The organism is Actinocrinis sp. (genome assembly GCF_035650855.1).
Taxonomy (GTDB): Bacteria; Actinomycetota; Actinomycetes; order Streptomycetales; family Catenulisporaceae; genus Actinocrinis.
Map to the genome: position 1 here is coordinate 1 of NZ_DASRGV010000084.1, position 12,623 is coordinate 12,623.

The window sequence follows — 12,623 nt, forward strand, 5'->3', positions numbered from 1 at the left end:
CGCGCACCCCGCGCCTGGCGTCTTCGAGGTCGAAGATCGAGCCGATGGTCGGCGAGCCGAAGTCGAAGTCCAGATAGCAGGTGTGGTTACCGCGCAGCGCCGAGCGATAAGCCAGATTGGTGCTGGTCACCGAGCGCCCGGTGCCGCCCTTGTCGGAGACGGAGAACACGAGCATCGGATCACAACCCCTGACCGGTGACGTCCTGGCGGGCCAGCGCGTTCTTGTCCAGCTGGGTGACCGCCGCGATGCACAGCGCGATGGCGGTGGACGGCTGGTCCTCGATCAGGTCGCGGGCTCGCTGCAGGGAGTCGCGGATCTCCATCAGGCTGCTCTGCAGTCCGGAGTTGAGCGAAGGGGTCGTCATCATCTGCTGGTTGAGGAGGTACTCGGCCTCGCTGACCATCGCGGTCGCCGTGCTGGACAGGATCGGCGCCCGGGCCTGCCGGCGCACCAGCGTGTCGGCCGAGGTCACCAGCGCGTCGACCACGCTGGACGTGAAGCTCCACGACGGCTTGACCTGCTCCTCGGCCGGCCGGCCGAAGAGGCGGGCCGGGTTGTCCCACAGCCCGCGCGCGTCCGGGTCGCTGATCTGGCGGCGGGTCAGGTGGTTCCAGATCTCCGTCGACAGCCCCAGCATCCGGTCGCGTACCTCGGCGTTGCCGGTCAGGCTCGCCAGCTGGCTGCTGCGCTTGAGCAGCAGCGGGGCGAAGTCCTGGATGCGCAGCGCCATGGCCGGTCCCAGCAGTTCGGAGCCGTCGAGGGCGTTGAGCAGGCCGGGGGAGTGCATCGCGACCGCCGGGTCGTCGCGCACGTGGCGGCGGGTGATGCGGACCCGGTTGGCCAGCTCGCCGAGCAGCGGCTCGACCCGGCGCACGGTGTCCTCGGTGCCGGACCGGTCGCGCAGGTCCCGGATCAGCACCGCGCAGATCAGCAGGCTGAAGTAGTCGGACTCCACCCCGTCAGGGGTCACCCACGGCAGGTCCTCCACCGGCCAGCGCCCGCCGCCGGTCGGATCGAACCGGGCCAGCCGCGAGTAGTACAGCTGCACCAGGTTGCGCCGGGTGTCCAGGTTGTTGGCGAGGCGCTCCTGCTGCGGGTTGAGCAGGCCGAGCACGCGAGTACGCTCGCTGATGAGCTGGTCGATGGAGTCGAGCGCCACCAGCGTGTGGTACAGGTAGGGGGCGGACAGCGCCACCCCGTCCGGCTGCACGCCGATCTCGGTGCCCGGCACATCCAGCGTGATCTTCGGCGCGTCGGACGCGATTCCCCAGGTCCAGCCCACCTCGAACAGCAGGTTCGGGTTGTCCAGCTCCTCGGCCCTGGCCACGCCCATCCGCGCCTCGGACAGCCGGCTGCGCACGGATCGCATGCGCTCGTTGAAGTGTTCGATGATGCGGCGCTGGGCCACGTTCTCCTGGTTGAGGTGCGCGATCAGGGTGCGGCCCTCGCGCGAGTCGGGTTCCAGGGTGTTGATGGTGAACCCGCGCAGCATGCCCACCAGCGCGGCGGTCAGCCGGGTGCTGGTGCGCTCCCTGATGTCGATCACCCGGTTGCGCCACTGGCCCTTGGTGGTCGGCGCGTTCGCGTACACGTCGAGGAAGCCGAGCGCGGAGAGGCACAGCGAGACCGAGGACGCATACGAGAGCAGGATGTGGGTGTCGTGCTGTTCCTCGGTGAGCTGGTCGTTCGGGTCCAGCGGCACGCAGTAGCTGCCGCCGCCGAACAGGGGCGACCCGTCCGGGCCGGTGTACTTCTCCAGGTACTGCTCCAGCGCGAGGACGAGGGTCCTTGGAACCTGGACGCTGTCGCCGAACGGGCGCAGCGACTGCAGCACGTCCTCGGCCGTGTCGTCGGGAAGCTCTACCCGCAGAACCGTGATCCCGGTGGCCGGCCGCAGGAAGCACAGCAGCTGCTCCGCGTCCGTGATCGAATTCGCCTCGCGCTGGCCGCCCCAGCGCCACTTGCGGTCGCGCATGGTGTACTCCGCGGCCGACCGCCAGATCTCCAGCAGCTGCCGGCGGGGCTGAATGTTGTCCATGCCTGGCATAGGCCCTGCCCTCCCGTTCGCCTCTCCGGACCGCTCGACGTGCCTATTGCGCTCTTCCCACCGCGACGATCATGCCGGTGTATCCCGGGCGCAGCGGCGCGGGCCGCATCTCGATCCGTTCCACCCTCAGATCCGTGCTCACCGCGCTGAGGCAGGCGCGGACCTCCTGCCGTCCCACCGGCGTCGCCGGAAAGCGCACTCCAGCCACGTCGTACCCGTCCGACTGCTCCATGAAAGCCGCCGCGAACGGGGAACCGGGTCGCAGGGCCCGTACGAAGCGGCCGACCGCCGACTCGAACTCCGCCGGGTCCTGGGAGATCGACTCGGCCACGAAGAACATGGTGCCCAGATCCCAGCGCGAGCGCGGCAGCTCGAAGACGCTGCCCTGCATGACCTGCACCCGCTCGGCGAGCAGCGCGCGCGCCTTGGCGAAGTCGCCGTACCGCGCGAACGGGGAGACGACGTCCCAGAACGGCTCCCAGCGCTCGGGCAGCTCGGCGGTGTGCGCGCGCAGGAACTCCACGTTCGAGGCCGAGTGCTCCAGCAGCGTCACCGTGCGGCTGTGCGGAAGCATCGCGAGCGACGGATAGAGGTTCGGCCCGGCACCGACGTCGATCGCGTCGCCGGCTGAGCGCTCGCCCGTCTCCTGGGCGAACCAACCGGCGACGAGTTCGAGGATCTCCCCGTCGTCGTCCCGCAGTTGCTGATAGTTGTGGTCGCAGTAGTCCACCGCGGCGAACTCGTCCCACGGAAACTGCGCGTTGCGCGCCGGAACCGGGATTGCGATCTGCGGTCCGTTGGTCGGCATATGGGGTCCATGAGGGTAAAGGTCTGAATTGACAGTGCGTCAGGCGCACTTGGGCTCACAATACCCGTTTGATCTCGCGCACATCGGGTATTGAATCTAGCTTTTCTTGCGCGCTGCTCAACGCGTGATTGCGTATGGCATGTCCTACGTCTCCTACGTCCACTCCGCGTCGACTCCATCGTCCCCCGACGGGGCGGGGTGGCGGTACCGGGCGTTCGTCATGATCATCCGGTCCGCCTCCGGGCCGAAGTAATGCGGGCGGAAGCCGCACACGTGGAAACCGAGCCGCTCGTAGACGTGGATTGCGACGCTGTTGTCCGGGTCCACGAAGAGCCGCACCTCGCGCGCGCCGTCGGCGACGATCCGGCGCACCGCCTCGCCGACCAGCTCGCGTCCGTAGCCCGCGCCGCGGGCGTCCGGCAACACCCCGAGCCCGAGGATCCAGCCCACCTTCGGCCGTGCGGCCAGCGCCCCGAGGCAGTAACCGATCAGCCGATTGCCGTCGTCGGCGACCACGCAGTGCCTGGAGTGCACGTCCATCAGCTGTCTCAACGCGAAGTACGGATAGGCGAGCCTGCCGAACACCAACCGGTCGACCCGGTGCAGCGCGCCGATGTCGTGCTCCGTCGCGGGCCGGATCGTCACCACAGCAAGCTCCCGCTCGACCGAGATCCCGCCCTCGCCGCATCGTTCGTCACCGTGCACTGGCACGCGCCTCCCCGCAGCTCGGCAAATCGAATTCACATCGTAGAACTCGAAATTGCTGTGCGAAACCGGCGGTGGAGGCGTGCGGGCGCGCCGCCGGGCCGCCGGGGTCCGAGTGCGGTGCCTGAGTTTCAGAAGATGTACAGCGTGATCGTCGAGCCGTAGTCGGCGCTGGAGCCTCCGCCCGGCGACTGCCGGCCGACGTTGTCGACGAACGGGAGCAGCCGCGTGGTCTGCACGGAGAAGCCCTGCGCTTCGAGCGCGGCCGTGGCGTCCTCGACCGTCATCCCGGTCACGTCGCGCACGACGACCTGCTTCGGGCCGCTGGAGATGGTCAGCGTCACGGTGCTGCCCGCGGGCGCCGATCCGGTGGGCGTGAAGGAGACCACTGAGCCCTTCGGCACGGTGCTGGAGGCGGTCTGGTCGGCGGCGATCGCGACGGTGAAACCGCGCTGCTGGAGCGCCGAGGTCGCGTCGTCCTGGGTCTGGCCGGTCACGTCCGGCACCGAGACCTTCTGCGTCCCCTTCGACACGGTCAGCGTGATCACAGCGCCCTGCTTCACCGGCGTCCCCGGGCTCGGCGAGACCGAGACGACGTCGCCGGCCGCCACCTTGTCGCTGTAGGCGCTGGTTATCGTGTACTTGAGCCCGTCGTTCGCCAGCGTCGTCGTGGCCTGAGACTGGGTGAGCCCGACCAGGTCGGGGGTGTTCTCGAAGGCCACCCGGCCGTAGAGCCAGGCTCCTATCCCGGCCGCCGCGGCGAGGATCAGCACCACCAGGAAGATGATCAGGCCCTTGTGCGAGCGGCGCGGCGGCGCCGCGTCCACGACATAGCCCTGACGCGGGGACGTGCGCGGCCTGACATTCGGCTGGGCCGGGTTGAAGTTCCTCGTGGGCTCGGCGATCCGGGTCGGTTCCGGGGGCAGCGGCAGCGTCGACTCGGGAGCGGGGCGCGCGCCGAGGTTCAGCGCGGCGTCCGGCAGGTTCGCGTACACGGCGCGCACCTGCTCGCGGAACGCCGCCGCGTCGGCCGGGCGGGCGTTCGGCTCGCGCGCGGTCGCCGAGGCGACCAGGGCGTCGAGCGCCGGGTCGAGGCCGGGCAGCAGCAGCGAGGGCGGCGCGACCCGCTCGGTGACGTGCCGCCTGGCGATCTCCATCGGGCTGCCGCCGGTGAACGGCTTGCGGCCGGTGAGCAGCTCGAACAGCACGATCCCGGCCGAGTAGACGTCGGAACGCGCGTCACAGGTCCCGCTCTGCACCAGCTCCGGGGCCAGGTAGGAGACGGTGCCGATCAGTCCGCCGCCGGGCACTGCGCCGCCGAGCGAGGAGGCCAGGGTGGTCCCCGGCCCCTGATCGGCGGTCGCGGTGCGGGCCAGGCCGAAGTCGGTGACCTTGACCGCGGCCGCGTACGAGCTCTGCCTGCTGTTCAGCACCGCGTCGTTGAGCAGCACGTTCTCCGGCTTGACGTCCCGGTGCACGATTCCGGCGCGGTGCGCGGCGGCCAGGCCGGCCAGCATCGCGTCCAGCACCTCCAGCGCCTCGCGCGGGGTCAGCCGGCCGCGGCGGCCGAGCAGCTGGCGCAGCGTCTCGCCGGGGACGTACTCCATCGCCAGGTAGGCCAGCGGCGGCTGCCCCGACTGGTCGTAGACGGCGACGATGTTCGGGTGGCTGAGCCGTGCGGCTGATTTCGCCTCGCGGATGAAGCGGGCGACGTACTCCGGATGCCGGGCCAGCTCCGGATCTATGACCTTGAGCGCGACGAGCCGGTCGAGCCGGTTGTCCCAGGCGCGGTACACGGTCGCCATCCCGCCTTGAGCAAGGCGGGACTGCACGGCGTACCGGCCGTCGAGCGTCCGCCCGATCAGCGCGCCGTCCAGCACCGATCCGTGCCGCGAAGGAGCCTCCACAATCACCGAGTGTAGGCGGTGGTTGCGACACCGGGGTCTGGTGAAACGCGACTGTGGCTAACCTGGTACGGCAGGGCTCGAACGGCGGGTTTTTCGAACCGGACCACGCTGTGGACCGTGTTAGAAGGCCGGTGTTTCGGCCAGGCCGGGGGAGGAGGCGCGGGCGTGGAAGCGCTGTGGGATGCGCCCGGCGAGGTGGGCGAGCCGGCCGGCGGTCACCGCGTGCCGCATCGCCGCGGCCATCCGGGCCGTATCCTGCGCCCTGGTGACCGCAGAGGCCAGCAGCACGGCCGAACAGCCGAGCTCCATTGCGAGCGCCGCGTCGGAGGCGGTGCCGATTCCGGCGTCGAGGATGACGGGCACGCCCGCGCCGCGCACGATCAGCTCCAGGTTGTGCGGATTGCGGATGCCCAGGCCGGAGCCGATCGGCGCACCGAGCGGCATCACCGCCACGCAGCCGGCTTGTTCGAGGCGGCGGGCGAGAACCGGATCGTCGTTCGTGTAAGGCAGCACCGTGAACCCGTCGGCGACGAGCGTCTGCGCGGCGTCGAGCAGCTCAACGGGATCGGGCAGCAGCGTGTCCTCGTCGGCGACGACTTCGAGCTTGACCCAGTCGGTTTCCAGTGCTTCCCGTGCCATGCGTGCGGTACGCACTGCTTCGCGTGCGGTATGGCAACCGGCGGTGTTAGGCAGCACTTGAATCTTGAGCGCGGCGAGCAGATCGAGTACCGAACCGGCGGTGCCCGGGGCTACGCGGCGCAGCGCGACCGTCGTCAGCTCGGTGCCTGAGGCGACCAAGGCGTCCTCAAGGGCGGCAAGGCTCGGCGCGCCGCCGGTGCCCATGATCAGCCGCGAGGCAAAGGACTTTCCGGCAAGCTCGAATACGTCCGCTGTACTTTCAGACACCGCTGCTCCCCCTCGCTTTCAGCCGCCCTGGACTGCGGTAAGAATCTCGATCTCGTCGCCGTCGCGCAGCTGCCTGACGTCCCATTCCGCGCGCGGTACCACGTCGTCGCCAACGGCAACGGCAATGCCCATTCGGCTAGGGCGCAGTCGACTAACGACCGCGCCGAGCGTGGTGTCGGCGGGATAGGACTCGGGTTGTCCGTTCACGACGACACGTATCGGCGTCGTCGTCATGCAAACGCGGCCTTATTCGCGAACCGGCCGAGGTTTTTGCCGAACCGCTGCGGTTCGAAGCCCGTGGCGTCCTCCGGCAACTTTCCGGTGACAAGGCACTCGGCGATCGCGTCAGCCGTAATCGGTGCGAGAAGTACGCCGTTGCGGAAGTGACCGGTTGCCGCGATCAGGCCGGGCAGGTCGGTGGTACCGAGAATCGGTGCGTTATCCGGTGAGCCGGGCCGCAAGCCCGCACGCACCTCCATCAGCGGCAGCTCGCCGACATCGGGCACGAGGCCGTGTGCGGCGCGCAGCAGCTCGTAGACGCCGCCGGCCGTCACCTGGGTGTCAAAGCCCTGCTCTTCGACGGTCGCGCCGACGACCAGCTCGCCGTGGTCGCGCGGCACCAGGTACACCTGCCGTCCGCGCACCACACCGCGCACCGCGTGGTTGAGGAAAGGAGCCGCGTTCGACGGCACGGACAGCCGCAGGATCTGGCCCTTGACCGGCCGGATCGGCGGCAGCACCCCGGAAGGCAGGCCCGGGATCGACGTCGAGCGGCAGCCGGCGGCCAGCACCACCCGGTCCGCGTGCAGGACCCGGCCGTCCGCGAGCCGTACCCCCGTGGCCGCGTCGTGCTCCACCAGCAACTCGGCGACGCGGTCGCGGTGCAACTGCACGTGGGCGCGGCCGATCGCGGTCAGCAGCGCCGCGACGAGCATCCGGTTGTCGATCTGGTGATCGCCGGAGACGAGGAGGCCCGACTGCACGTCCGGCGCCAGCAGCGGCTCGTGGCTGCGGCACTCGCGGCCGGTCAACGGCTCCGAGGCGAGCCCGAGGCGCTGGTGGAACTCGGCCAGGTCCGCCAGCACCGCGCGGTCCCCGGAGTCGAACGCGACGGCGAGCGTGCCGTGCGCGGAGTAACCGGCGGACGTCCCGGAGACCTCTTCGAGTTCGGCGACGAACTCGGGGTACCGGCGTGCGGAGGCGAGGTTCAGCCGCAGCAGCCGTTCCTCGCCGTAGTGGGCCTCGGTGACCGGGGCCAGCATCCCGGCCGCGGCGTGCGACGCGCCCGAACCGGGCTCGGGGTCGACCAGCGCCACCCGGACCCCGCGCCGGGCGGCCCGCCAGGCGACCGCGAGCCCGATCACTCCGGCGCCGACGATCACGACGTCGTACTCGGTGCGCGGCCGCGCGTGCGGGATGGCGATCTCTGGCGCATCCATCGTTGCGCTCCCTCCGCCCCGCTCCCGAAGGCGCAGGGCCAGGTTCAAACGGTCGGGGGCCGCGTGCCCCCCTCTCAACCCGCCGCGGCGGGCTCCCGTGCTGTTTTCGTGCTGTTCGTCACCGCAAGTCTATCCGGCGCCGCCCCGCGTAATCGGTCGCGAATGCGCTCAGGCGGGCAGGGCGGCGCCGTGGACGTGCGGCATGGCTGGGCTCAGCCCGCGGCGGCGGGCGGTGCGGTCAGGCCGGGCGCGAGGATGTTGAACCAGGCCAGCAGCGCCAGCAGCAGGCCGATCGCGCCGAGGATCAGGCCGCCGAGGGCGGTGGCCCGGGCCCAGCCGGGGGTCTTGCCGCTCAGCAGCAGCGCCGGGGAGGCCAGCACGCCGGCGCCGAACAGCAGCGCGGCGATGGCGAAGATGCCGCCGAGCGCCGCCTGGCCGTGCCAGCTGCTGTGGAACGCGTCCAGCGAGGCCTGGGTGCTCTGCGTCTTGGTGTTCAGCTCGGCGACGTACTCGGCGCGGGCGCCGTACACGGTCCCGAGCCAGCCGCCGGTCAGCGAGACGACGGCGAGCACCAGGGAGGTCAGGCCGAAGGCGCCGGAGACGAAGCCGGAACCGGTCGGCTCCTCGCCGTCGTCGTCACCGTCGTCGAAGTCGGCGAGCTCCTCGGGCTGCTCCGGCTCCGCGATCTCGGGCTCGGATACGGCGGCCGAGACGATCTCCGTCTCGGACTCCTCGCCGTTCTGGGTCGTGGTGTTTTCCATAGGCCGACACCCTAGGGCTTTTTGCTGAGCATGGGGTAAACCAGGGCCCGCAACTTTCCGTCGATCGGCCGCCGATTCGCACAGGGCAGCCCGCGCTATCCATTGGGCCGTGTCGTATCGCCATGGCAATCTGGTTACCGTGACATCCATCTCCGCCGAGCTCGAAGAGCTCGTCCCTGCCTGGCTCACCCTTCCCGAGGTCGCCGAGCGCCTCTCCCTCCCGGTCAACCGCACGCGTCAGCTGCTCAAGGAGCACCAGCTGGCGGCCGTGCGCCGGGGCGAATCCAGGGCCCTTTCGGTCCCCGCGGCGTTCCTGGACGGAACGCAGATCCTCAAGGGGCTGCCCGGCACCCTCACCCTGCTGGCGGACAACCGCTTCTCCGAAGAGGAGTCGGTGCGCTGGCTTTTCACCCCGGACGAGTCGCTGCCCGGCACCCCGGTGCAGGCGCTGGCCGAGAACCGGGGCACCGAGGTGCGCCGCCGCGCGCACGCGCTCGGATTCTGATCGGTGGCGATAGTCGAGAGCGGTGCGCCGCGGGCCGAGATCCGCGACGCCCGCCTCTACCTGTGCACCGACGGCAGACAGTCGCGCGGCGACCTGCCCGAGTTCCTTGACGCGGTCCTCTCGCACGGCGTCGACGTCGTCCAGTTGCGCGAGAAGGGCCTGGAGGCCGGCCGGGAGCTGGCGCTGCTCGAGCAGATCGCGGATGCCTGCGCGCGGCACGGCAAGCTGCTCGCGGTCAACGACCGGGCGGACGTCGCCTTCGCGGCCGGTGCGCCGGTGCTGCACCTCGGCCAGGACGACCTGCCGACGCCCGTCGCGCGCCGCATCGTCGGGCCGGGCGTCCTGCTCGGCCGCTCGACGCACAGCGAGCAGCAGGTCGACGCGGCACTGGCCGACCCGCTGACCGGTTACTTCTGCGTCGGACCGTGCTGGCCGACGCCGACGAAGCCGGGCCGTCCCGCGCCGGGACTCGGCCTGGTGCAGTACGCGGCGAAGGCGGCCGCGCCGGACGACCCGTCCGCGCCGCCCTGGTTCGCCATCGGCGGCATCGACCTCGGGACGGTCGACCAGGTGCTCGCGGCGGGCGCGCGCAGGGTGGTCGTGGTCCGCGCGATCACCGAGGCGCCCGATCCCGCGGCGGCCGCGGCCGAGCTGGCCGCCCGGGTGCGCTCGGCGGGCCGGGCCGAGTAGCCGAACCAGCTGGACCGGTCAGCCGCAGAAGATCAGGAAACAGGTCTGCTGAGTGCGCGAGGGGCGCGGGGTCGGGCTCTGGCTGCCCGAGCGGGTCGCGCTCGGGGTGGCCGTGCCCGAGGCCGCCTTGGACGGCGTCGCGCTCGGCGAGGGGGAGTGGCTCGGCGTCGCGGAGTGCGAGGGGCTGCTGGTGACCGAGAGGCTGGTGCCGATCGTGCTGTTGGCGCCCTGGCCGGTGGAGGTCGCGCCCGGCGAGGAGACCGGGATGACGTTGGCCGCCGCGCCCCGGCCGAGCGAGTCGCCGCCGTCGTGGAAAGTCATGAAACCGAGCGCGCCGACCGCCACCGCGGCCGCGGCGGCGCCGCCGACCACGACGGTACGCTTCTTGCGCCGGGCCGCCTTCTTGACGCGTGCCTGGCCCGCGGCCGACTGGTTCGGCCGAGCGGTCTGCCGTCGGTCGCGCCGACGGGTGCCCGGCCCGGCGGGGACCGCGTCCACCGGCTTCGGCTCCCACACCGCCTTGATCGCAGGCCCCTGATCGGCGGCCGCGTCCGGGCCCGCGGTCGGAATCAGTTCCGCAGAGCCCTGATAGTCCAGTCGGCGGCGGAATTCCGCGGCCTGGCCTGGATCGATGCCTATGTGCCGGGGCGGCCTGCGCGGCTCAGAGTGCTGAGTCCATGGCTCGTCCCGGCTCCCTTCGGATCGCCGGTATGCCTCGCTCACAGTGGGCGTGACCCTACCAAACCTGTCCGGGAGGCAACACCTGCCCCACCCTTCATTGCCGACTCATTGCTTTGAGTCCACAAGCGCTTTACACGTTTCAGAGATACGGAACGGTTGCGTATTGGAAAGTGGCGCGGTAAGCTCCACGGCATTACCGGGATTACGAAACGGAACGGTCCCGATTCAGTCGGGGCCCGGGGAACCTTGGAGGGGATCCCGTGGCACAGAACTCTCCCGCGGCGCGCGCCGCGGACGGCCCGCCGATCAGCGACGCCGCGGGCCACCCGCGCCGCTGGCTCATCCTCGGCGTGCTGGTCTTCTCGCTGCTGGTCGTCGTGCTCGACAACACGGTGCTCAACGTCGCGCTCAAGACGATCGCGCTGCCCAAGCCGAACGGCCTGGGCGCCAGCCAGTCCGACCTGGAATGGTCGATCAACTCCTATACCCTGATCTTCGCGGGGCTGCTGTTCACCTGGGGCATCCTGGCCGACCGGCTCGGCCGCAAGCGGATCCTGATGCTCGGCATGGTGCTGTTCGGCATCACCTCGGTGCTGTGCGCCTACGCCGGCAGCCCCGGCGAGCTGATCGCCGCGCGGGCCGCGATGGGCTTCGCCGGCGCCGCGATCATGCCCAGCACCCTCGCCGTGATCGCCAATGTCTTCCCCCGCCACGAGCAGGGCAAGGCCATCGGCGTGTGGGCCGGCTCGGTCGGCCTCGCGGTGGCCATCGGCCCGGTGGTCGGCGGCGCGCTGCTGGACAGCTTCTGGTGGGGCTCGGTGTTCCTGATCAACGTGCCGATCATCATCATCGGCCTGATCGCGATGACCTTCCTGGTGCCCGAGTCGCGCAACCCGAACCCGGGCCGGCTCGACCCGGCCGGCGTGCTGCTGTCCATGGCGGGCCTGGTCATCTTCGTCTACGGCGTCATCCACGGCGGCGACACCGGCCAATGGGGCAAGCCCGCGGTCTGGGGCCCGCTGGTGATCGGCCTCGCGCTGCTGGCGCTGTTCGTGGTCTGGGAGCGCAACACCGACCACCCGGCGCTGGACGTGCGGCTGTTCAGCAACCGGCCGTTCTCGGCGGCCGTGATCTCCGTCGCGCTGTCCTTCTTCGCGATGATGGGCAGCCTGTTCTTCCTGACCTTCTACCTGCAGTCGGTGCGCGGATACACCCCGCTGCAGGCGGGACTATGGGTGCTGCCCTTCGCCGCCGCGCAGGTGATCTTCTCGCCGCTGTCCGCGAACGTGGTCAGCAGGTTCGGCGCGCGCACGGTCTCCTTCAGCGGCCTGCTGCTGATCGCGGTCGCGCTCTCGCTGTACCAGTTCATCGGGGTGCACTCGGCGATGTGGGTCTATGGCGTGATCGCGGCCCTGCAGGGCATCGCGATGGCGCTGGTGATGCCGCCGGCGACCACCACGGTGATGACCTCGCTGCCGCGCGAGCGGGCCGGGATCGGCTCCTCGATCAACAACACGGTCCGTCAGGTCGGCGGCGCGCTCGGCGTCGCGGTCCTCGGCACCGTGCTCACCTCGGCCTACCGGGGCAAGATCGAGCCGGTGCTGACCGGATCCGGGGTGCCCGCGGGAGTCGCGCACGACGTCAGCAGCTCGATCGAGGCGACGCAGGGCTTTGTCGCGCAGTCCGCGGCGCAACACCCGCAGGCGGTGCAGCTGCTCGCTCCGGCCGACAACGCCTTCGTGCACGCGCTGCACGTCTCGACGCTGTGCGCCTCCGGGGTGGCCGTGCTGGCCGCGCTGCTGGTGCTCGCCTGGTTGCCGCGCCGCGGTGCGGGAACAGGTTCCGGTGCGCCTCAGGGCGCGCCTCAGGCCGCTGAAAGCGTGACCGCATAAGGTCGGGGGCAGTTCACGAGCCGGATACGGATGAGCACTCGACGATGAAGATGAAGGACCACGCCCAGCCCGGTCCGCCCGCGCCCGCCACGGCGGCGCGGCGGCCGGGCCGGCCGCGCAGCGACCAGGCCGAGGAGGCGATCCTCGACGCGGTGTTCGCCCTGTTCTCCGAGGGCGCCACCTACGACGCGCTGTCGATGGAGATGATCGCGGCCGAGGCGAAGGTCGGGAAGGCCACCATCTACCGGCGCTGGCCCAACAAGGAGGCGCTGGTCATCGAC

At 70.8% G+C, this 12,623-nt stretch carries 14 protein-coding genes; 4 read left to right on the forward strand and 10 right to left on the reverse strand.

The genetic code is table 11. The features are described from left to right. The 9 genes from VFB40_RS28470 to VFB40_RS06765 form a co-directional block, all read right to left on the reverse strand. A partial coding sequence (locus VFB40_RS28470; RefSeq protein ID WP_349261369.1) for a P-loop NTPase occupies positions 1–175 on the reverse strand: 175 nt, incomplete at its 3' end. Between the two features lie 4 nt (positions 176–179). Beyond that, positions 180–2,039 (reverse strand): SCO2524 family protein, encoded by a 1,860-nt coding sequence (locus VFB40_RS06730; protein ID WP_324848427.1) that lies wholly within the window; start codon positions 2,037–2,039, stop codon positions 180–182. Between the two features lie 52 nt (positions 2,040–2,091). Beyond that, positions 2,092–2,856, reverse strand: a complete 765-nt coding sequence (locus VFB40_RS06735) for an SCO2525 family SAM-dependent methyltransferase (protein ID WP_324848428.1) — start codon at positions 2,854–2,856, stop codon at positions 2,092–2,094. Positions 2,857–3,009: 153 nt separating this feature from the next. Further along, the gene (locus VFB40_RS06740; RefSeq protein ID WP_324848429.1) at positions 3,010–3,567 is read right to left on the reverse strand and encodes a GNAT family N-acetyltransferase; all 558 of its coding nucleotides are present in this window, start codon (positions 3,565–3,567) and stop codon (positions 3,010–3,012) included. Positions 3,568–3,692: 125 nt separating this feature from the next. Further along, positions 3,693–5,468 (reverse strand): Stk1 family PASTA domain-containing Ser/Thr kinase, encoded by a 1,776-nt coding sequence (gene pknB, locus VFB40_RS06745; protein ID WP_324848430.1) that lies wholly within the window; start codon positions 5,466–5,468, stop codon positions 3,693–3,695. A 120-nt stretch (positions 5,469–5,588) separates the two neighbouring features. Beyond that, complete coding sequence (locus VFB40_RS06750) at positions 5,589–6,374, reverse strand: thiazole synthase (RefSeq protein WP_324848431.1); 786 nt, start codon at positions 6,372–6,374, stop codon at positions 5,589–5,591. An 18-nt stretch (positions 6,375–6,392) separates the two neighbouring features. After that, a complete protein-coding gene (thiS, locus tag VFB40_RS06755) occupies positions 6,393–6,608 on the reverse strand; it encodes a sulfur carrier protein ThiS (protein ID WP_324848432.1) in 216 nt (71 codons plus the stop codon). Beyond that, complete coding sequence (thiO, locus tag VFB40_RS06760) at positions 6,605–7,813, reverse strand: glycine oxidase ThiO (protein WP_324848433.1); 1,209 nt, start codon at positions 7,811–7,813, stop codon at positions 6,605–6,607. The genes thiS and thiO overlap by 4 nt, the downstream gene beginning before the upstream one ends. 212 nt (positions 7,814–8,025) lie before the next feature. Further along, a complete protein-coding gene (locus VFB40_RS06765) occupies positions 8,026–8,574 on the reverse strand; it encodes a hypothetical protein (RefSeq protein ID WP_324848434.1) in 549 nt (182 codons plus the stop codon). A gap of 139 nt (positions 8,575–8,713) precedes the next feature. On the opposite strand from VFB40_RS06765, the gene VFB40_RS06770 reads away from it, so the two are divergent. Further along, complete coding sequence (locus VFB40_RS06770; protein ID WP_324848435.1) at positions 8,714–9,079, forward strand: Rv2175c family DNA-binding protein; 366 nt, start codon at positions 8,714–8,716, stop codon at positions 9,077–9,079. 3 nt (positions 9,080–9,082) lie between these two features. Then, positions 9,083–9,769, forward strand: a complete 687-nt coding sequence (gene thiE, locus VFB40_RS06775) for a thiamine phosphate synthase (RefSeq protein ID WP_324848436.1) — start codon at positions 9,083–9,085, stop codon at positions 9,767–9,769. Positions 9,770–9,787: 18 nt separating this feature from the next. Here the strand turns inward: thiE and VFB40_RS06780 are convergent, their stop codons facing one another. Continuing rightward, a complete protein-coding gene (locus VFB40_RS06780) occupies positions 9,788–10,492 on the reverse strand; it encodes a hypothetical protein (protein ID WP_324848437.1) in 705 nt (234 codons plus the stop codon). 218 nt (positions 10,493–10,710) lie between these two features. Here VFB40_RS06780 and VFB40_RS06785 point away from each other — a divergent pair, with 218 nt between their 5' ends. After that, the gene (locus VFB40_RS06785) at positions 10,711–12,342 is read left to right on the forward strand and encodes an MFS transporter (RefSeq protein ID WP_324848438.1); all 1,632 of its coding nucleotides are present in this window, start codon (positions 10,711–10,713) and stop codon (positions 12,340–12,342) included. 44 nt (positions 12,343–12,386) lie between these two features. Further along, positions 12,387–12,623: helix-turn-helix domain-containing protein (locus VFB40_RS06790; RefSeq protein WP_324848439.1), on the forward strand; the 237-nt coding region annotated here is incomplete at its 3' end.